A 20,592-nucleotide genomic window follows, 5' to 3' on the forward strand; every position below is an offset into this window, starting at 1 on the left:
CGAACGGGTGCGTGGCACGCTTTAACTGTATTTTATTGATTGGAGCACTGTTATGGCCCTAAAGCTTTCCGCCCCTGTTGGTGATAAGAAACGGATCACCAAACCGGACCCCAAGACTGGCGAGAGCAAATTCAAGCCGGTCAAAAACGCCCCCGCAGATGTCGAGCTGGTCCGCCTGATGCTCAAGGCAAACGGCTATTCCATCGAGGTCAGCACCAAATGCGACGCCGGGCTGATCAAGACCATCAAGGACTTTCAGAAGAAGAAACTGGGCTTCCGCAAGCCCGACGGCATTGTCGACCCCGGCATGCGCACTTGGAACGCAGGTCTGCCCAAACTGGCCGCGCAATATGCCACTGATACCAAGATCGAACGGGTCGAGGTCGTCGAGAACGGCAAGACCAAGCTGATCACCGTGGCAGAGTTCGAAGCCGGACAGGAGGAACTGCGCCGCAAGCTTCTGGCTAAGGCCAACATGATGTACGGCCAAGCGGAATCCTGGGTTGATTTCTGCAACGAGGTAGAAAGCACCCGCCAGGGCAACGACACCTTCCTGAACGCCCTGACGGAATTTGCCGTCAGCGTCGTCAATGACAAGACCGATCCGCCCTGGACGCCGATCCTGAATGCCCGTTCCGAATCCAGCCTGCTGAAAACACTCACGAGCAAGAAGAAACCTGACTGGAAAAAGGTCTACAAACAGGATGTTAAGGCTTCCAAAGCCTATAACACCGGCGGCAAGGCCTTCAAGAAGTTCATTGACCAGCGGATCGCCACCGCCGGCGGGATTGTCTGGAAACTGGAAGTGGTGCGCGAGGTCTCCTTTGCCGTGGTCGAAACCTACATGACCGCCCGTCTGGTGGCGACCAAGGGCATGTCACCAGCCAAGGCCCACGCCATTGCTGCCGCCAGCACCGAAGCGCTGAAATCCAGCGCTGGTCAGCTGGGCGAGCATCTGGCGGGCAACAAGGTGACCTGGGATGGTGCGGCCAAGAAAGTCTTCATCGACAGCTTTATCGCCGGTCTTGCGGGGGCTGCAGGGGGCAAGCTGACCGCCAAGCTGTCAGCCGGCCTCGCAGATGATCTGGCCAAGGCCGCAGCCTCGAAGCTTTCGCGGGAGTTTCCCAAAAAGGCGGTGAAGGTTTTCTTTGAGAAGTTCCTGAAATCCAAGGCCGGCGAGGCGATGGTGACTGAAGCGCTGAAGGAAACCATCGGCCTGGCCAAGCCCTTGATCGAAAAGGGCCGCCCGCCGAACACCAAGGAGATCAAGGAAAGCATTGCCAAAATCTTGACCGCGGGCATCATGTCGGCAGGCGCAGGCAAGGCGCTGGATAAATTCTCCTCCGGCTTCACTGGCGCCGCTGAAAAATTCCTCAAGACCAAACTGGCGCCCGCCGCCATGGAAGGCGCGGTCAAGAAGGACCTCATTGCTAAATACGGCACCAAGGCGACCGAGGATTTCATCAAGCTGCATGGCGACGCGATCTATGGCGAGATTGCCAAGCAGATCAGCGGCAAGACCTTCAGCAAATATGCAGGCGAGGTTCTGACCAGCTCGGACGGCTCGCAATCGGCCTCGACCATGCAGAAGCAGGCCAATGAGGCGATGCGCAAGGACATGGAGCTGCGCAAGCAGATCCAAAAAATCATTATGGCCGAAGCCAAACGCAAGATGCCCAAGTCGGCAGCGGCGCATTAACGCCGGCTGCACCGTCATTGGGGGCTGCCGCCGGGGGGACGGCAGCAATGGGGAAGCGTCATCTTGGTGCTTCCCCACCAGCCTTTGGGCCGCTAGAACGGGCAGGAATTAAGGAGCCCGAATTATGACCCAACTCACACCGCAGCCCGGTATCATGGACATCGCTCTGTATCAGGGCGGGGCTGCCCATGTGAATGGGGTGAGCAATGTTGTGAAGCTCTCCTCGAACGAGAACCCGCTGGGCCCCAGCCCGCGCGCCGTCCAGGCGATGCAGGACGCGGCGGCCAATATGCACCGCTATCCCAGCTCGGACCACAGCGGTTTGCGGCAGGCAATCGGCGAGGTTCACGGGCTGGAGCCGGAGCAGATCATCTGCGGCGCGGGAAGCGACGAGATCATTGCCTTCCTGTGCCAGGCCTATGCCGGACCGGGCGACGAGGTGCTTTATACCGAACACGGCTTTGCCATGTACCGCATCAGTGCACTTGCAGCCGGTGCCACCCCGGTAGAGATGAAAGAGCGCGAGCGCGTCACCGATGTGGACGCGCTGTTGGCGGGCTGCACCGACCGTACCAGGCTCGTGTTCATCGCCAACCCGAACAACCCCACCGGCACCATGATCAGCGAGGCTGAGGTGGCCCGGCTGGCCGATGGCATCCCGGCGGGCGCCATCTTGGTGCTGGACGGGGCCTATGCCGAATATGTCGAAGGTTTCGATGCAGGTGCAGCGCTGATCGGCGCCCGAAGCAACGTCTTCATGACCCGCACCTTCTCCAAGATCTACGGTCTGGGCGGCGCCCGGATCGGCTGGGGCTACGGCCCTCGGGAAGTCATCAACGTGTTGAACCGGGTGCGCGGGCCATTCAACGTCTCCAGCACTGCGCTGGCGGGCGCTGAGGCGTCGGTGCGCGACACGGATTACGTGGACCAGTGCCGCGCCGAAAATGCCAAGTGGCGCGCCTGGCTGGCAAATGCACTGGCGGAATTGGGCGTTCCCTCGGATGTCTCCAGCACCAACTTCATCCTGGCCCGCTTTTCCAGCCAGGCAGAGGCAGAGGCTTGCGACCTTTACCTGCAAGCGCAGGGCCTGATCGTGCGCCGGGTGGCGGGGTACAACCTGCCCACAGCATTGCGCATCACCATCGGCGACGAGGACTCCTGCCGCCGTGTGGCCGCAGCTGTCAAAGCATTCAAAGAGGGCCAGGCATGAGTGAACATGTTTATGGCCGCGTCGCGCTGATCGGCCTTGGCCTGATTGCCTCCTCAATGTTCTGGGCGATGAAACGCGCAGGGCTGGCGGGTGAGGTGACCGGTTATGCCCGCAGCGAAGAAACCCGCCACACGGCGCGCCGCATCGGCCTCTGCGACCGCGTCTGCGACAGCGCGCGGGAGGCTGTGCAGGATGCTGACCTGGTGGTGCTCTGCGTTCCCGTCGGCGCCATGGGCCCGGTGATGGAAGACATCGCCGCGCTGCTGAAGCTCGGCGCCACAGTCTCGGACGTGGGGTCGGTCAAACGCCATGTGATCGACGCTGTGCTGCCGCATATTCCCGAAGGTGTGCATTTCGTGCCCGCCCACCCGCTGGCCGGGACCGAGCATTCGGGGCCGGAATCCGGTTTTGCCGAACTGTTCGACAACCGATGGTCGCTGCTGGTGCCGGTCGAGGGCACCGATCCGGACGCCACCGCCCGCCTGCGCGCGCTATGGGAAGGGATGGGCGCCAATGTCGATGAGATGGACGCCGACCACCACGACCTGGTGCTGGCCGTCACTTCGCACACGCCGCACCTCATTGCCTACACCATGGTGGGCGTTGCCGACGACCTGCGCCGGGTGACCGACAGCGAAGTGATCAAGTATTCCGCCGCCGGTTTTCGCGACTTTACCCGGATTGCCGCCTCGGACCCGACTATGTGGCGCGATGTGTTTCTCACCAACAAGGACGCCACGCTGGAGATCCTGGGCCGCTTCACCGAAGAGCTGTTTGCCCTGCAGCGTGCCATCCGCACCGGCGACGGCGACCATCTGCACGACTACTTCACCCGCACCCGTGCGATCCGCCGCGGCATCATCGAGGCTGGTCAGGACACCGATGCGCCGGACTTTGGCCGGGGGCAAAAGAAATGATCCGCGCGGGCGCCCTTCTGCTTGCAGCACTGCTTGGCGGTGCCGCGCTGGCCGCTGCGCCGGAAACCTCGCTTGAGCCGCCTGCGCGCCCGCAGGCTGATGCGGGCGTAAAGGCCGCTGGCATTGCCACAGCGCCAGAATTCCGCCCGGTTTCGCGCCCGCAATCGGAGCAGGTCCTGGCGGCAGCAGCCCGCCCCGCAGATCTGCCGCTGCTGGGGCCGGGATCATCGCTGCTGCCCTTTGCACGGCCGGACAGCCTGGCTGAGCAGGTGCTGTTCAAACGCCGCAAACGGCGCAAGGGGTCGGTCTGCGGCGATGTTGATATCCAGGGCGACAGCGTCGGTCATGTCTCCGGCACGCTGCCCGGCTGCGGCGCCAAGGACGCGGTGCGGGTGCGCGAGATTGCCGGGGTGCGCCTTAGCCAGGCCTCGCTGATGACTTGCAATACAGCCCGTGCGCTGAAGACTTGGATCAACCGCGAGGTCGAAACCGCCTTCGGCCGCCGCAACAAGGTGGTCTCCCTGCGCGTCGCCGCCCATTACGCCTGCCGCACCCGCAACAACCGCCCCGGTGCCAAGATTTCGGAACATGGCAAAGGGCGGGCAATCGACATCTCCGGCTTCACCCTTGCCAGCGGTGAGACGGTGACGGTGCTGAAAGGCTGGCAGAACCGCAAGACCCGCAAGACGCTGAAGAAGATATGGCGCGCGGCCTGCGGACCCTTCGGCACCGTGCTGGGGCCGGAAGCCGACCGCTATCACCGCGACCATTTCCACCTGGATGTAGCGCGCCACCGCGGCGGTTCATATTGCCGTTAGCGGTGTGCTCCCGCGCCTGAAAGTGCCTAAGGGCACATTACAGCCTTGGGCCGGGCGCGCTGCGCGCGAAGTGGAATTTCTGAGACGTGCCTCAGTGGCAGGCCTGCCCTTATGCGCCTGTCCGGTTTTGGTATTCATGGCCTGCAAAGGGCAGCGGCGGCGTTAGGCCGGCAGCGCTTGCAGGCTTCTTCAGTGGATGATCAGCCGCGGGGCGCGGCCCAGGGGCAGGGGGCCAAGTGTCACGTAGCCGCCGGAGAACCCCAGCGTGATGTCCAGGTTCCGCGGATTGCCGCTTGTTTCAGCCAAGAGACTCAGCACCCGCTCGACAGAGCTGCGCAGGCTGGGAGGCAGGGCGCCGCTGCGCTCCGCCATCAGCACCAGCCCGCGCCAGTTTTCCGCCTGCAGCGTAATCCCGCCCTCCGGCAGGCCCTGCGCATCCAATGTCAGCGTTCCGGCGGCCTTCAGCCGCAGATCGCCCCAGCCGGCCTCTGCCAGTTTCAGATCAATCCGGCGCGGCTGCGGCCGCCGCTGTTCCAGCGCGGCCCGGTCCCAGGGCGCGTCAAAAGCAACCGTCATTTCCAGCGCCAGCATGTCAAACCGTTCCGGCAGTGCAGAACTGGCCGCCAGCAGCCGCCGCCAGGCGGCGCGCGGGGCAAACTCAGCGGCTTCCGCCGTAACCCGGTATATCTCAGGCCTGTCCGACTGTACCATGCGCAGGTCCAGCGCCGCGCCGCTCAGCACCGTCTCGCCGCTTCGGGCGATCTGCCAGGGGCCCGAGATCAGCGCCAGTTCTTCCAATGCCAGCGCCGCGCCCGGCGCAAGATGCAGGCTGGCCTGCAGATCCTGGGCCGTGATCACTGCGGTCTGGTCGAAATAGGACAGCCGCTGGGCCGAGGCAGGGAAGTGCAGGTCCAGCTTGCCCGGCCAGGCAGCAGGGCTTGCCAGATCCAGCCAGTCGGCCCGCCAGGCGGTGCCGGTGCCGGGATCCGCCAGCGCCGGGCGGCTGATCCGGGTCATATGGCGGATAGGGTAGCCGCTGGTTTCAAGAGCAGAAAACTCAGCCTGCCAGCCCCGCCGCTCTTGCTCGGCAAACCAGGCCGCGATGCCGCTGCGCAGCCCCCAGGACGCTGCTGCCCAATACAGGCTCCACACCATCAGGGCGGCAATCAGCAGTTTTGCCAGGCGCATCGGATAGCCTCTTTTGTCCGGATCAGGATTGCTGTTTATAGAGGGGGAGCAGAAAGGGCCAGACAACATGACCATGTGGGTATTCGGATACGGATCGCTTCTTTGGAACCCCGGCTTTCCGGTGTCACGGCGCGAGGTGGCGGTGCTTCATGGCTATGCGAGATCCTTTTGCATGACCTCGATCCACCACCGCGGCACCGAGGATCATCCCGGTCTGGTGCTGGCGCTGGACGAAACCGAAGGGGCCAACTGCAAAGGGCTGGCGCTGTCGGTGGAAGCAGGCCACGAAGAACGGACCCTGGCTGAGCTGCGCGAGCGCGAGCTGATCTCCTCCGCCTATCTGGAGCGGGATCTGGAGGTGGAACTGGGGGATGGCAGCGTTGTCACCGCCGTCACCTATGTGATCGACCCGCACCATGTGCAGTATTGCGGCGGTCTCAGCCTGGAAAAACAGGCGCAGATGATCGCCCATGCGGTGGGCGGGCGCGGTCCCAATACTGAGTACCTCTATAACACTGCCGAACATCTGGCGGAGATCGGCCTGCACGACCAGGATCTGGATTGGCTGGCAGGAAGGGTGCGGGAAATCACCGCATAAAGCCTTGGCGCTTTTGACACTTTGCTTATAGGCTGCGACCCAATAAGAGCAGTCAACGTGTCAGGAGCCAAGTAATATGGCGCAGCCAGACCGCAAAACCCGGCCGCAGTTTTCCCAGCCGGTGCGGCAGATCATCATGATGCTGATCGCATTGGGGCTGTCAGCCTTTGGCGCCTTTGTCGCCTTGCCGCGGGTGCTGCCGGTGTTCGAGGCCAATCCCTGGCTGAACGGTTTCATCGTCTTTGTCTTTGTGATTGGGGTACTGGCCTGTTTCTGGCAGGTGGTGCAGCTGATCGGTTCGGTGCGCTGGATCGAACGGTTCGCATTCGGCGACATCTCGGACGAACGCCGGCCGCCGTCGCTGCTGGCGCCCTTGGCTTCGTTGCTGCGCTCGCGCGGGGCGCGGATGCAGCTGGGGTCGGCCTCGACACAGTCCATTCTGGATTCTGTCGCCAACCGTATCGATGAAGACCGGGAAATCACCCGGTACATTGTCAACCTGCTGATTTTCCTTGGTCTTCTGGGTACTTTCTATGGGCTGGCCACCACCGTTCCTGCCGTGGTCGATACCATCCGAAGCCTGGCCCCGCAGGAGGGCGAAGAGGGGCTTTCGGTCTTCAATCGCCTGATGACCGGGCTGGAGGCCCAGCTGGGCGGTATGGGCGTGGCCTTTGCTTCATCGCTGCTTGGCCTGGCCGGGTCGCTGATCGTCGGCCTGCTGGAGCTGTTCGCGGGCCACGGCCAGAACCGGTTCTACCGCGAGCTGGAGGAATGGCTGTCTTCCATCACCCGCGTCAGCTTCTCCTCCGGCGAAGACGGCACCGGCGATAGCAGCGTGGTCTCCCAAGTGCTCGACAATATGGCCGAGCAGATGGACGCGCTGCAGGCGATGTTTGCCGAAACTTCTGAAGGCCGCGCTGCGGTGGATCAAAAACTGGGTGATCTGGTGGAAACCATTCAGGAGATGAACCGCCGCCAGGAGCAGACCGGCACTGTCACTGCGGCCCTTGACCGGGTGGCCGTCGGGCAGGAAGCTTTGACCGAGATCCTGCGCGCCCATAGCGAACAGGGCGGTATCGACGCCGAAAGCCGGATGCGTTTGCGCTCGATCGACGTGCAGATGCTGCGCATCCTTGAGGAAATTTCGGCCGGCCGGCAGGAAAGCCTGACCGAGCTGCGCAAGGACATCGAACTTCTGATCAAGGCCTTCGCCCGCCCGCGCGGATTGTCCCGCGGCGGTGCATCCGGCCGGGACGCGGGGGAATAGGCGATGGCCCTCTCCCGGCGCACCGGACAGCGGTTCCAGGCATCGATATGGCCGGGGTTTGTCGATGCGATGACCGGGCTTCTCTTGGTGCTGATGTTTGTGCTGACCATTTTCATGGTGGTGCAATTCGTGCTTCGCGAGACGATCACCGGCCAGGAAAGCCAGCTGGATGAACTGTCCGCCGAAGTCAGCGCGCTGGCCTCCGCCCTGGGGCTGGAGGAGCGCGAGAACAGCCAGCTGAATGCCCGGCTGGGGGCGCTGACGTCAACCCTCAACACTGCCGAACAGGATCTGGACCAGGCGCGCAGCCTGATCACCTCCCTGACCGCGGACCGCGACCGGCAGGCAGGTGAACTGGCCCAGGCCGCCAGCCGCATCACCAGCTTTGAGGCACAGGTGGCAGCCCTGATCGCCAGCCGCAATGCCGCCGAGACGCGGGTCGCGGATCTGAGTGCCGAACGCGACGACCTGGAGGCGGCGCGCGCGGAATTGTTGAGCGAACAAGAGGCCCTGAACCTGGCCCTGTCGCAAGCCCGCGGCGAGATTGATGTGCAGGCAGAGGCAGCCCGGCTGGCGGCAGCACAGCGCGAGGCGATGGAGGCATTGATCGCCAGTCTTGAGGCAGAAGGCAGCGAGCAAACTACCCGGATTTCCGAATTGCAGGCCCAACTGGGCGATGAGGAAGCCGCCCGCCTGATCGAGGCCGCTGCTGCCGAAGCCCTGCGGGAAAAACTGCAGAATGCCGGCGCCGAACTCACCGCAATGACACTGGCCTTGGAGGCGCAGCGCCAGGAGGCGGAGGATACGCTGACCCTGCTGGCCGCCGCCGAAGCGGCCAGGACACAGCTGGACGCGCAACTGTCTGAACTGGAGGCCGCCCGCGCAGGGTCTGATGCGGAGGCCGGGAAGCTGGCGGCAGAACTGGCCGAAGCCAGGGCCGCCTTGGCAGCAGCAGAGATTCAAGCCGGGGAGCTGGACGTGCTGCGCCAGCGGCTGCTTGCGGCAGTCGCCGCGCAGGAGAGCGCTGAGGGCAGCGCCACGGAGCAGTTGAGCCTGGCCGAAGAACGCGCAGCGCTATTGGCACAGGCGCGTTCGGCCTTGTCTGAGGAGCAGGCCATCTCCGAAGAGGCCCGCCGTGAAACCGCGCTGCTGAACCAGCAGGTGGCGGCCCTGCGCGAACAGCTGGGCGGACTGCAGGCCATTCTGGATGACTATCAGGGCCGGGACGCGGCGCAGCAGGTGCAGTTGCAGAACCTCGGCCAGGATCTGAACGCAGCCTTGGCCCGTGCCGCCTCGGAAGAGCGCAAGCGGCGCTTGCTGGAAGAGCAGGAGCGCAAGCGGCTGGAATCGGAGGCTGCGGCCCTTGCCAGCAAGGCGCAGGATCTGGAACGTTACCGGTCGGAGTTCTTTGGCCGGTTGCGGGACTTGCTGGGCACTCAGGAGGGGGTGCGCATCCAGGGCGACCGCTTTGTCTTTGCCTCCGAGGTGCTGTTTGCACCGGGCAGCGCCACCCTGTCGCCGGCGGGGCGGGTTGAAATTGCCAAGGTGGTTTCAATTTTGCAAAGCGTCGTGGCAGCGATCCCGCAGGAGATTAACTGGATCATCCGGGTGGATGGCCACACCGATACGTCACCGCTGCTGGGGCATCCGAAGTTTTCCGACAACTGGGAACTCAGCCAGGGCCGGGCGCTGTCAGTGGTGCGCTATATGGTCGAGGCGCTTGGGGTGCCGCCGTCGCGGCTGGCGGCCAACGGGTTTGGCGAATACCAGCCGGTGAACCCGGCGGACACAGCCGAAGCACGCGCCCAGAACCGGCGGATCGAGCTGAAGTTCACGGAAAAATAGCCGGACATTCGGTTGAGGAACCTGTGCGCCGTTACCCGCGGCTGATCAGCTGCACGTTCGTCATCGGCAAACCCGTTGCCTGCAGGGTGCAACCCGCTTCACTAATGGAGACAAGCTACTAGTTACGCACGGGTTGCGGCCCCACCGGGCAGCAGGGCAACCTTAAATCTATTGCAAATTCGGGAGTTATCAAATTCAGGCAGTGAAAATACAGTACAGACGCGGTCGCTGGATCCGCAGGCGAGGTCTCCCGCCCGGCCCTGGCCGCCCTTAGGGCAGCCGTGCCCGTTGGGCCCGGCAGCGGCCTGGGCTTGCACCCCGGCCGCTGCGGCCGCGTAGCTGGATAAGGCCTGATACTTTGAACCGGTCACTATGAAGCGGAAAACTGAGAGGCCGGAAACTGTAAAGCCGGTTACTGGGAGGCGGGGTCTTCCGGCGGCGCGATCACCATGCTGCGGGTAAAGCTGTCAACCTGCCGCCCGTCCCGCAACAGACGGGCGGTGCCGGTGTAAGTGCCGTCCGGCCATTGCCCGCCGCGCAGCCGGCGGCCGGCAGCGCGGAAAAACTGGGCCTGGTTTTTGTTCAGCCCTTCGCTGTGGGAGACAAGTTCGCCGCCGGGGCCTGTCACCGTCAGGTCAAGCTGGTCGCCTGCCAGTCCGCCAAACGCGTAGGCCCAAAATACAAACGCAGGCGCATCTGCAGCCAGCGGTGCGGCGTCCGCGTTGCCTGCCTTGATCGCACTGTATTCAGGGATTGCCGCGCTGAAACCGGCCCCCAGCACACCGCCCGGCTGATAGGCCGGCGGATCCGCCCAGAGTGTCTTACCGGCAGGGGCGCCGCAGGTTCCAAGGCTTTCCGGCGCAAAAGGATCCACCACCGCGCCATCCTTGCGCACAGACAAATGCAGGTGCGGAAACTGGGTTTTGCCGGAAAGGCCGGCCTCGCCCAGGATATCGCCAGGCTTGACCTTCATGCCGCTTTGCACCCGGACCGAGCCGCGCTTCATGTGGCAATACTGGGTTTCCCATCCGTTGCCGTGGCGCAGGACCACCCCGTTGCCGCATTCCTTACCGTCGATTTCTGCGGCGTTGCCGTCGGTGGCATATTGGTCAGCCATGCCATTGCGGGTGCCAAGGACAACACCGCCTGCCGCGGCACGCACCGCGACGCCTGCCTGCATGTCCGACAGGTAGGGCAGGGCGATATCCGTGCCCTTGTGGCCATCATAACTCAGCGTGCCGCAGGTGAAATCCGTGGCACCGGGGCCGGGATCGTGGTCGACGAACTGCTGGATGTGGCAGCTGTCGCCCAGGGTGCAGTCCAGCGGGAACTGCAAAAGAAAATCGCCCGCCGCGGCGGGCGCGGCGAGCGGTATTGCGATTATCAGCGCGGCAAGGCGCATCAGTCTGCTGTCAGCAGCGGCGGCTTGTCACCGGAGATCCGCGGCTTGCTTGGCCCTTCCAGGCGCAGCTCCAGCTTGCCGTCCTTGATGCCGACCTTGACGACGCCGCCTTTGGTCAGCTTGCCGAACAGCAGCTCTTCGGCCAGCGGCTTCTTGATGTGCTCCTGGATCACCCGGCCCAAGGGGCGCGCGCCCATACGGTCGTCATAGCCCTTGTCGGCCAGCCATTCAGCCGCCTTGCGGGTCAGCTCGATCGAGACATTGCGGTCCATCAGCTGGGCTTCCAGCTGCAGCACGAATTTTTCAACCACTTGCAGGATCACCTCTTTGCCGAGCGGCGCGAAGGAGATCACCGCATCCAGGCGGTTGCGGAATTCCGGGGTGAAGGTGCGTTCGATCGCGGCGGTGTCTTCACCCTCGCGGCGGTCGCGGCCAAAGCCGATAGCGGCCTTTGCCTGTTCCGACGCCCCGGCGTTGGAGGTCATGATCAGCACCACGTTGCGGAAATTCACCGTGCGGCCGTTGTGGTCGGTCAGCTGGCCGTTGTCCATCACCTGCAGCAGGATGTTGTAAACGTCCGGATGCGCCTTTTCCATCTCATCAAGCAGCAGCACGCAGTGCGGATGCTGATCGACGCCATCGGTCAACAGGCCGCCCTGGTCAAAACCGACATAGCCCGGAGGCGCGCCGATCAGGCGGGAGACCGCGTGTTTCTCCATGTATTCCGACATATCAAACCGCAGCAGTTCCACACCAAGCGTATCTGCCAGCTGCTTGGCAACTTCGGTTTTGCCGACGCCGGTAGGGCCTGCAAACAGGTAGTTGCCGATCGGTTTTTCCGGCTCGCGCAGGCCGGCGCGGGCCAGCTTGATTGCGCTCGACAGGGCGGTGATCGCATCGTCCTGGCCGAAGACCACGCGTTTCAGCGACTTCTCCAGGTCTTTCAGCACTTCGGCATCGTCTTTCGACACGCTTTTCGGCGGGATGCGGGCGATCTTGGCAACCACGGCCTCGATCTCCTTGACGCCGATGGTCTTGCGGCGCTTGCTCTCAATCACCAGGTGCTGCGCGGCGCCGGCCTCGTCAATGACGTCGATCGCTTTGTCCGGCAGCTTGCGGTCGTTGATGTAACGCGCCGACAGCTCCACCGCGGTCTTGATCGCATCGCCGGTGAACTTGATGCCATGATGCTCCTCGAAATAGGGTTTCAGACCCTTCAGGATCTCGATGGAATCTTCTACTGAGGGCTCGTTCACGTCGATTTTCTGGAACCGGCGGGACAGCGCCCGGTCTTTTTCGAAGTGCTGGCGGAACTCCTTGTAAGTGGTGGAGCCCATGCAGCGCAGCTTGCCGCCCTGCAGCGCGGGTTTCAGCAGGTTGGAGGCATCCATGGCGCCGCCGGAGGTGGCACCGGCCCCGATGACGGTGTGGATTTCGTCGATGAACAGCACTGCGTCCGGGTGGTCTTCCAGCTCGTTCACCACGGCCTTCAGGCGTTCCTCAAAATCACCGCGGTAGCGGGTGCCCGCCAGCAGCGCGCCCATGTCAAGCGAAAAAATGGTTGTCTCGGACAGCACCTCGGGGGTTTCACCGGACACGATTTTGCGCGCGAGGCCTTCGGCGATGGCGGTTTTGCCGACACCGGGGTCGCCGACCAGCAGCGGGTTGTTCTTGCGGCGGCGGCACAGGACCTGGATGCAGCGCTCAACCTCGTGGTCGCGGCCGATCAGCGGGTCGATATCGCCTTCGCGGGATTTCGCATTGAGGTCCACGCAGTATTTCGCCAGCGCGCTTTCCTTCTTTTCACCCTCAGGGGCGGCAGTGATGCTGTCCTCTTCCTGCTCAGGTGCGCCGGAGACCGGGCGGGGCTCCCCGAAAGCCGGGTCTTTGGCGACGCCATGGGCAATAAAGTTCACCGCGTCATAACGGGTCATTTCCTGATCCTGCAGGAAATAGGCTGCGTCGCTTTCGCGTTCGGCAAAGATCGCCACCAGCACATTGGCGCCTGTCACTTCGGTGCGGCCCGAGCTTTGAACATGGATCGCGGCCCGTTGGATGACCCGCTGGAAGGCAGCGGTCGGCACTGCCTCGGATCCATCGATGTCGGTCACAAGGTTGGCAAGATCCTCATCCACGAATTCCACCAGCGAAGATCGCAATTCGGTCAAGTCGACACTGCAGGCGCGCATCACACGGGCTGCGTCGGGCTCGTCGATCAGGGCCAGAAGCAGATGTTCCAGGGTTGCGAATTCATGACGGCGTTCATTCGCCAGCGCCAGCGCTGCGTGAATGGCCTGTTCCAGGGTGCTCGAGAATGAAGGCACGGGCGTGCTCCTCTGATCTTGGGTTGGCCGGATGGGGCGGTATTAACCAACCCCGCAGTTCAACCATGTGCTTATAAGGTTAGAGTTTGGTTGATAGCGCGCCAGCTTCAAGGGCTTTTCTTCATTTTGGGGTCACAATTATTTTCTCCCTGTTGCGCCCGGATACCCTTGATTTGGTCAGAAATTGTCTTTGCGCTTGCGAATTTCGGCAAAAACTTCTGTGTCTTCAGCAGCTTCCATGTCCAAATGTGCTTTCACGGCACTGTCACCGGCACGCAGGAACGGATTGGTGTCAAGCTCCAGCTGGAGCAAAGACGGAACCGTTGCAACGCCGGCTGTCCGGGCCGCTGCGATATCACGGATACGCGCCTGCAACGCCGGGTTGCCAGGGTCGGCGGTGACTGCAAAGGCACCATTGGACTGGGTGTATTCATGTCCTGAATAAACCATAGTGTTCGGCGGCAGCGCGGCAAGGCGCGACAGGCTGGCCCACATCTGCTGCGGCGTACCCTCAAACAGCCGCCCGCATCCCAGCGCCATCAGGCTGTCGGCGGTAAACACGGCATTTGAACCGGGCAGGTAAAAGGCAATATGACCAACAGTGTGGCCGGAGACATCCATCACCTGCACCTGTTCCCCCAGCAGTGTGAAGCTGCCGCCATCCTCCACCGCGGTATCCAAATCAGGCAGCCGGTGCGCATCTGCCGCGGCGCCGATCACCTTGGCGCCATAAGTCTGCTGCAGCTCCGCCACGCCGTCCACATGGTCCCAGTGGTGGTGGGTCAGCAGGATCCAGTCCAGCCCCCAGCCGCGCTCCGACAGGGCTGCCTTGATGGCGGCGGCCTCGGGCGCGTCCACCAGCGCGGTTTCACCCGATGCGGGATTATGGATCAAAAAGGCATAGTTATCCGACAGGCAGGGCAGGGTGATGATCTCAAGAGGCATGGTCATTCGCCTTTACATTGCTAAACTGCGTCCAGATTGGCCGAAGCAGCAGGCACCCGCAATGCATCTTGATGTTCAGGATCTCAGGAACTTCTATTACCGCAGCACTCTGGGGCGGGCGGCGCAGGCGTCGATCCGCGGCCGGCTGCTGGAAATCTGGCCCGGCACCGAAGGGCTGACGGTGGCGGGTTTCGGTTTCGCGGCGCCGCTGCTGCGCCCCTATCTGCCCGAGGCGCGCCGGGTGATGGCGCTGATGCCGGGGCCGCAGGGGGTGATGCAATGGCCCGCGGGACTGCCCAATGTCTCGGTCCTGTGCGAAGAAACCAGCTGGCCCGTCGACACCGGGCGGATCGACCGGCTGGTGGTTATGCATGGTCTGGAGACCTCGGAGCGGCCGACAAAACTGCTGGAAGAATGCTGGCGGGTGCTGGGGCCGGGGGGCAGGGCGCTTTTCGTCGTGCCAAACCGGGCCGGGTTCTGGGCGCGGTCGGATCTGACCCCGTTCGGCTTTGGCCGTCCTTACACCCTGCGCCAGCTTGAAGGCCAGCTGCGCGAACACCAGTTCGCCATCGAGCAGCACACCGCCGCCCTCTACCGGCTGCCCAGCCACAAACGGTTCTGGCTGAAATCCGGTGCCATGCTGGAAAAAATGGGCCGCAAACTGCCTGCAATGCTGGCCGGCGGCGTGTTCATGGTCGAGGTCAGCAAGCAGACCCACCCGCAGCGCGGCCACATGACCCGCACCAAAACCCCCAGCCGCATCCGGGTGCTGGAAGGGCTGTCCAACCCGATGCCGGAACCGGTCTGACCGGTGCGGGGCCGGCCCGGCCCATCCGCGGCTGATTTCGATTCCCTGAAACTGCGGGTTTGGCGACCGGCAGGGCTGAAAAGGCGGGTTCCGGTCCGATATGTGACGATTTCGGCCGCAAATACCGGTTTCCGGAATCGCCAAATCCTGCAGTTCAGCCGCACTTTTTTATAATTCGACTGTGGTCAAAGGGCCGCACTTACCTTAACGTCTTGAAAACATTGCAAACATGCTTCTTCCCGTTCCCGTTATAGGCAGTTGATAGGTCGCATCCGCTCTGCTAGACCCACGCTGATTTCAACGCCCCGCTGCCAATGGGGGATGACTCACGCCCCCGGACGCCGCCTGTGGCCGGGTACGCCAACCGGGGCCAATAACATATCGGAAGGGTGGACGTGTCCGAACCAGCTTCGATTTCTGCAGGCATTGCCGCGCGCTATGCCACGGCGGTGTTCGACATCGCGCAAGAAAACAAGGCGCTCGACAGCCTTGAAACCAGCATCAATGACCTGGCAGCCGCGCTGGCTGACAGCGACGACCTCAACAGCCTGATCCAGTCGCCGCTGGTGTCGCGCGACGAGCAGGGCGCCGCAATCACTGCGGTGGCTGACAAGATGGGCCTGGATCCTGTCCTGCGCAATACCTTGGCTCTGATGGCCGACAAGCGCCGCCTGTTTGTGGTGCCCGCGCTGATCGATGCGCTGCGCGCCCGCCTGGCGGATGCCCGCGGCGAAGTCACGGCTGACGTGACCTCAGCCAAGGCGCTGACCAAGACCCAAAGCGAAAAGCTGGCCAAGACCCTGGCCGAGCGCGTGGGCAAGAAAGTTACCATCAATGCTTCCGTCGATGCCTCCATCATCGGCGGACTTGTCGTTAAAGTGGGCTCGAAGATGATCGACAGCTCGATCCGCTCCAAGCTCAACTCCCTACAGAATGCAATGAAAGAGGTCGGATAAATGGGTATCCAAGCAGCAGAGATTTCTGCGATCCTGAAAGACCAGATCAAGAATTTTGGTCAAGAAGCAGAAGTGGCTGAAATCGGCCGCGTGCTGTCCGTCGGTGACGGTATTGCCCGCGTTTACGGCCTCGACAATGTTCAGGCCGGTGAAATGGTCGAATTCCCGGGCGGCATCATGGGCATGGCGCTGAACCTGGAAAGCGACAACGTCGGTATCGTGATCTTCGGCTCTGACCGGGACATCAAAGAAGGCGACACCGTCAAGCGCACCAACTCCATCGTGGACGTGCCGGTCGGCAACGGCCTCTTGGGCCGCGTTGTGGACGGTCTTGGCAACCCGCTGGACGGCAAGGGCCCGATCGAAGACGTGACCCGCGGCGTTGCCGACGTCAAGGCACCGGGCATCATCCCGCGTAAATCGGTGCACGAACCGATGGCGACCGGCCTCAAATCCGTTGACGCGATGATCCCGATCGGCCGCGGTCAGCGCGAGCTGATCATCGGCGACCGTCAGACCGGTAAAACCGCCGTGGCTCTGGATGCGATCCTGAACCAGAAATCCTACAACGATGCCGCCGGCGACGACGAAGGCAAGAAGCTGTACTGCGTTTACGTCGCGGTCGGCCAGAAGCGGTCCACCGTGGCCCAGCTGGTGAAGAAGCTGGAAGAAACCGGCGCGATGGAATACTCCATCGTTGTGGCTGCAACCGCATCCGACCCGGCCCCGCTGCAGTTCCTGGCACCCTATGCCGCAACCGCAATGGCGGAATTCTTCCGCGACAACGGCCGCCACGCGCTGATCATCTATGATGACCTGTCCAAGCAGGCGGTTGCTTACCGTCAGATGTCGCTGCTGCTGCGCCGTCCGCCGGGCCGTGAAGCCTATCCGGGCGACGTTTTCTACCTGCACTCCCGCCTGCTGGAGCGTTCGGCCAAGCTGAACGAAGACTTCGGTGCCGGCTCGCTGACCGCGCTGCCGATCATTGAAACCCAGGGTGGCGACGTGTCGGCGTTTATTCCGACCAACGTGATCTCGATCACCGACGGCCAGATCTTCCTGGAAACCGAACTGTTCTACCAGGGCATCCGCCCCGCCGTGAACACCGGCCTGTCGGTTTCGCGCGTTGGCTCCTCGGCCCAGACCAAGGCGATGTCCTCGGTTGCCGGTCCGGTGAAGCTGTCGCTGGCCCAGTACCGCGAAATGGCTGCCTTTGCGCAGTTCGGCTCCGACCTGGACGCCGCCACCCAGCAGCTGCTGGCCCGTGGCGCCCGTCTGACCGAGCTGATGAAGCAGGCGCAGTATTCGCCGCTGACCAACGCTGAAATCGTCTGCGTCATCTTCGCCGGCACCAACGGCTACCTCGACAAAGTCGACGTCAAGGACGTTGGCCGCTACGAGGAAGGCCTGCTCAACCACCTGCGCGGCAAACATGCCGACCTGCTGGCGGACATCACCAACAACGACCGTAAGGTGAAGGACGAGCTGGCGGACAAAGTGAAAGCTGCGCTGGACGAGTTCGCCGCTAGCTTCGCTTAAGGGGGATCCCAGGCAATGCCGAACCTTAAGGACCTGAAAACCAGGATTGCGTCGGTCAAATCGACCCGCAAGATCACAAAAGCCATGCAGATGGTGGCCGCGGCGAAACTTCGCCGCGCCCAGGAAGCTGCCGAGGACTCGCGTCCCTATACCAAACGGTTCAACGCCGTGATGGCAGGGCTGGCGGCCTCGGTCGGCGGCAGCGAGTCAGCCCCCAAGCTGCTTCGCGGCACCGGCAGCGACCAGACCCACCTGCTTGTCGTCATGACCGCCGAGCGCGGTCTGTGCGGCGGCTTCAACTCGAACATCGCCAAGCTTGCCCGCCAGAAAGCGGCCGAGCTGAAAGCCGCGGGCAAGACGGTCAAAGTTCTGACTGTCGGCAAAAAGGGCCGTGACGCCCTGAAACGCGACCTTGGCGGCGATTTCGTCGGTCATGTGGACCTCAGCGACGTCAAGCGCATCGGCTATGCCAATGCGCAGGGCGTTGCCAAGGACATCCTGACCCGGTTCGATGCTGGCGAATTCGACGTTGCCACGATCTTCTTTGCGGAGTTCGTCAACGTTGTGACCCAGATCCCGACCGCTCAGCAGATCATCCCGGCCTCTTACGAGGGCGGCGAAGGCGACGCCGATAGCGCATCTGCGGTGTATGACTACGAGCCCGGCGAAGAGCAGATCCTCGCGGACCTGCTGCCGCGCGGCGTGGCTACGCAGATCTTCTCGGCGCTGCTGGAAAACGGTGCATCCGAACAGGGTGCCCGGATGAGCGCGATGGACAATGCCACCCGCAATGCGGGCGACATGATCGACAAGCTGACGATCCAGTACAACCGCTCCCGCCAGGCCGTGATCACCAACGAGCTGATTGAAATCATTTCGGGCGCTGAGGCGCTCTAAGAGAACACCGGAGACCAACAAATGGCACAAGCAAAAGGTAAGGTGACCCAGATCATCGGCGCCGTTGTGGACGTCCAGTTTGACGACCACCTGCCCGCAATTCTGAACGCCCTGAACACCGAAAACGATGGTAAGACCCTGGTTCTGGAAGTATCCCAGCACCTGGGCGAAAACACCGTCCGCTGCATCGCGATGGACGCGACCGAGGGCCTGGTCCGCGGCCGCGAAGTAACCGACACCGGCGCGCCGATCTCGATCCCGGTGGGCAACGCCACCCTGGGCCGCATCCTGAACGTCGTGGGCGAGCCCGTTGACGAAAAGGGCCCGGTGAACGCAACCGAGACCCGCGCCATCCACCAGCCTGCGCCCGAGTTCAACGAACAGTCGACCGAGTCGGAAGTTCTGGTGACCGGCATCAAGGTCATCGATCTGCTGGCGCCTTACTCCAAAGGCGGCAAGATCGGCCTGTTCGGCGGCGCCGGCGTGGGCAAGACCGTTCTGATCATGGAACTGATCAACAACATCGCCAAAGTGCACTCGGGCTACTCTGTGTTCGCCGGTGTTGGCGAGCGGACCCGTGAAGGCAACGACCTGTACTGGGAAATGATCGAATCCAACGTGATCAAGCCGGACAACCTGGAAGAATCGCAGGTTGCCCTGGTCTACGGTCAGATGAACGAGCCTCCGGGAGCCCGTGCCCGTGTTGCGCTGACCGGCCTGACCCTGGCTGAGCAGTTCCGCGACCAGTCCGGCACCGACGTTCTGTTCTTCGTGGACAACATCTTCCGCTTCACTCAGGCGGGTTCGGAAGTGTCCGCTCTCTTGGGCCGTATCCCGTCCGCTGTGGGCTACCAGCCGACCCTGGCAACCGATATGGGCGCGATGCAGGAACGCATCACCTCCACCAAGAACGGCTCGATCACTTCGATCCAGGCCGTCTACGTTCCCGCGGACGACCTTACCGACCCGGCACCGGCAACCACCTTTGCCCACCTGGACGCGACCACCGTTCTTAACCGTGCGATCTCGGAACTCGGCATCTACCCCGCTGTGGACCCGCTCGACTCCTCGTCGCGCCTGATGGACCCGCAGATCGTTGGCGAAGAGCACTACAAAGTGGCGTCCGACGTTCAGCAGATCCTCCAGCGCTACAAGTCGCTGCAGGACATCATCGCGATCCTCGGCATGGACGAACTGTCGGAAGAGGACAAGCTGACCGTTGCGCGCGCGCGTAAGATCCAGCGTTTCCTCTCCCAGCCGTTCGACGTAGCAAAAGTCTTCACCGGCTCTGACGGTGTGCAGGTTCCGCTGGAAGACACCATCTCGTCGTTCAAGGCCGTTGTGGCCGGCGAATACGACCACCTGCCCGAAGGCGCCTTCTACATGGTTGGCGGCATCGACGAAGTGATCGCCAAAGCCGAGAAGATGGCTGCGGAAGCCGCCTAAGACTGGATATTCCCCTGCGCCTTGCCGGTGCAGGGGAAACCCTGAACGGAGGCCCCAATGGCACAAACGATGCAATTCGACCTCGTGAGCCCCGAGCGGAGCCTGGCTTCGCTGCAGGCCAGCGCGGTCCAGATCCCCGGTGCGGAAGGCGACATGACGGCAATGCCGGCCCATGCGTCCACCATCACCACCCTGCGCCCCGGCGTGCTGAAGGTCGAAAGCCCGGAAGGCAACGCGGAGTATGTGGTGACCGGCGGCTTTGCTGAAATCGGCGGTGACAGCCTGTCGGTTCTGGCCGAGCGCGCGATCCCGATGGCTGAAATGACCCGCGATCAGATGAACGACCTGATCGAGGACGCCCGCGAGATGTACAAGACCGCAAAAGAGGAAGACCAGCCGCACGGCCTGGTCGAGGACGCAGCCAAGCTGCTCGCCGACATGGAAGCCCTGGGCACCCATATGTCCCTCTGATCCAGCCGCGGATCGGACGATTTAGAAACCGGCTCCCATTGGGGGTCGGTTTTTTTTGTGGGGAAGGCTGTTCGGAGAGGTGTGACTGCAACGGAGAGCTGCACCGCGAAATGGCATTTCAGCCTGAACACCCTTTAACAGGCTGCTGAAGAAGTCGCCCTTGAAGGATGCTTTTCCTTCCGGCACGGTTTGAAGGTGGTTCTTTGCGGCTGCGGACGCCGGGTCCGGCTTGGTCCCTTCGTCAGGCGGCAAGGAGTTTCGG

Annotated in this window: 18 protein-coding genes; 13 read left to right on the forward strand and 5 right to left on the reverse strand. The window is 62.9% G+C overall.

The features are described 5' to 3' along the window. The first annotated feature begins 52 nt into the window (after window positions 1-52). The 4 genes from A2I95_RS16705 (at window position 53) to A2I95_RS16720 (ending at window position 4,644) form a co-directional block, all read left to right on the forward strand. Window positions 53-1,699 (forward strand): peptidoglycan-binding protein, encoded by a 1,647-nt coding sequence (locus A2I95_RS16705; protein ID WP_291731189.1) that lies wholly within the window; start codon window positions 53-55, stop codon window positions 1,697-1,699. A 124-nt stretch (window positions 1,700-1,823) separates the two neighbouring features. Continuing rightward, the gene (gene hisC / locus A2I95_RS16710) at window positions 1,824-2,909 is read left to right on the forward strand and encodes a histidinol-phosphate transaminase (RefSeq protein ID WP_291731191.1); all 1,086 of its coding nucleotides are present in this window, start codon (window positions 1,824-1,826) and stop codon (window positions 2,907-2,909) included. Beyond that, window positions 2,906-3,826, forward strand: a complete 921-nt coding sequence (locus A2I95_RS16715; RefSeq protein WP_291731193.1) for a prephenate/arogenate dehydrogenase family protein — start codon at window positions 2,906-2,908, stop codon at window positions 3,824-3,826. The genes hisC and A2I95_RS16715 overlap by 4 nt, the downstream gene beginning before the upstream one ends. After that, window positions 3,823-4,644 (forward strand): extensin family protein, encoded by an 822-nt coding sequence (locus A2I95_RS16720; RefSeq protein WP_291731195.1) that lies wholly within the window; start codon window positions 3,823-3,825, stop codon window positions 4,642-4,644. The genes A2I95_RS16715 and A2I95_RS16720 overlap by 4 nt, the downstream gene beginning before the upstream one ends. Before the next feature lie 189 nt (window positions 4,645-4,833). Here A2I95_RS16720 and A2I95_RS16725 read toward each other — a convergent pair whose 3' ends face one another. Then, window positions 4,834-5,832 carry a DUF2125 domain-containing protein gene (locus A2I95_RS16725; RefSeq protein ID WP_291731197.1) on the reverse strand — a complete coding sequence of 333 codons (999 nt, stop codon included), beginning with the start codon at window positions 5,830-5,832 and terminating at the stop codon, window positions 4,834-4,836. Between the two features lie 67 nt (window positions 5,833-5,899). Here A2I95_RS16725 and A2I95_RS16730 point away from each other — a divergent pair, with 67 nt between their 5' ends. The 3 genes from A2I95_RS16730 (at window position 5,900) to A2I95_RS16740 (ending at window position 9,542) form a co-directional block, all read left to right on the forward strand. Next, window positions 5,900-6,430: a gamma-glutamylcyclotransferase gene (locus A2I95_RS16730; RefSeq protein WP_291731199.1), complete on the forward strand. Its 531-nt coding sequence runs from the start codon at window positions 5,900-5,902 to the stop codon at window positions 6,428-6,430. A 76-nt stretch (window positions 6,431-6,506) separates the two neighbouring features. Further along, the gene (locus A2I95_RS16735; protein ID WP_291731201.1) at window positions 6,507-7,697 is read left to right on the forward strand and encodes a biopolymer transporter ExbB; all 1,191 of its coding nucleotides are present in this window, start codon (window positions 6,507-6,509) and stop codon (window positions 7,695-7,697) included. Window positions 7,698-7,700: 3 nt separating this feature from the next. Then, a complete protein-coding gene (locus A2I95_RS16740; protein WP_291731203.1) occupies window positions 7,701-9,542 on the forward strand; it encodes a peptidoglycan -binding protein in 1,842 nt (613 codons plus the stop codon). A 412-nt stretch (window positions 9,543-9,954) separates the two neighbouring features. On the opposite strand, the gene A2I95_RS16745 is transcribed toward A2I95_RS16740, so the two are convergent. The 3 genes from A2I95_RS16745 to gloB form a co-directional block, all read right to left on the reverse strand. Next, window positions 9,955-10,944, reverse strand: coding sequence for a M23 family metallopeptidase (locus A2I95_RS16745; RefSeq protein WP_291731205.1), 990 nt, complete (start codon window positions 10,942-10,944; stop codon window positions 9,955-9,957). Beyond that, window positions 10,944-13,268 (reverse strand): ATP-dependent Clp protease ATP-binding subunit ClpA, encoded by a 2,325-nt coding sequence (gene clpA, locus A2I95_RS16750; protein ID WP_291731208.1) that lies wholly within the window; start codon window positions 13,266-13,268, stop codon window positions 10,944-10,946. Before clpA ends, A2I95_RS16745 begins: the two co-directional genes overlap by 1 nt. A 177-nt stretch (window positions 13,269-13,445) precedes the next feature. After that, window positions 13,446-14,219 (reverse strand): hydroxyacylglutathione hydrolase, encoded by a 774-nt coding sequence (gene gloB, locus A2I95_RS16755; protein WP_291731209.1) that lies wholly within the window; start codon window positions 14,217-14,219, stop codon window positions 13,446-13,448. Window positions 14,220-14,274: 55 nt separating this feature from the next. Here gloB and A2I95_RS16760 point away from each other — a divergent pair, with 55 nt between their 5' ends. The 6 genes from A2I95_RS16760 to A2I95_RS16785 all read left to right on the forward strand — a co-directional run bounded on the left by A2I95_RS16760 (window position 14,275) and on the right by A2I95_RS16785 (window position 20,330). Beyond that, on the forward strand, window positions 14,275-15,021 hold the full coding sequence (locus A2I95_RS16760; RefSeq protein ID WP_291731211.1) for a class I SAM-dependent methyltransferase: 747 nt from the start codon (window positions 14,275-14,277) through the stop codon (window positions 15,019-15,021). A 395-nt stretch (window positions 15,022-15,416) separates the two neighbouring features. Continuing rightward, window positions 15,417-15,977 carry a F0F1 ATP synthase subunit delta gene (locus A2I95_RS16765; RefSeq protein WP_291731212.1) on the forward strand — a complete coding sequence of 187 codons (561 nt, stop codon included), beginning with the start codon at window positions 15,417-15,419 and terminating at the stop codon, window positions 15,975-15,977. Continuing rightward, on the forward strand, window positions 15,978-17,516 hold the full coding sequence (atpA, locus tag A2I95_RS16770; RefSeq protein WP_291731215.1) for a F0F1 ATP synthase subunit alpha: 1,539 nt from the start codon (window positions 15,978-15,980) through the stop codon (window positions 17,514-17,516). It abuts the gene before it with no gap. 15 nt (window positions 17,517-17,531) lie between these two features. Beyond that, window positions 17,532-18,413, forward strand: a complete 882-nt coding sequence (locus A2I95_RS16775; protein ID WP_027258090.1) for a F0F1 ATP synthase subunit gamma — start codon at window positions 17,532-17,534, stop codon at window positions 18,411-18,413. A 21-nt stretch (window positions 18,414-18,434) separates the two neighbouring features. Continuing rightward, on the forward strand, window positions 18,435-19,859 hold the full coding sequence (gene atpD, locus A2I95_RS16780) for a F0F1 ATP synthase subunit beta (RefSeq protein ID WP_291731218.1): 1,425 nt from the start codon (window positions 18,435-18,437) through the stop codon (window positions 19,857-19,859). Window positions 19,860-19,916: 57 nt separating this feature from the next. Then, complete coding sequence (locus A2I95_RS16785) at window positions 19,917-20,330, forward strand: F0F1 ATP synthase subunit epsilon (protein ID WP_291731220.1); 414 nt, start codon at window positions 19,917-19,919, stop codon at window positions 20,328-20,330. A 21-nt stretch (window positions 20,331-20,351) separates the two neighbouring features. Here the strand turns inward: A2I95_RS16785 and A2I95_RS16790 are convergent. Further along, on the reverse strand, window positions 20,352-20,592 hold a 241-nt coding region (locus tag A2I95_RS16790), incomplete at its 5' end, for a hypothetical protein (protein WP_291731223.1).

The organism is Leisingera sp. F5, from assembly GCF_001593695.1.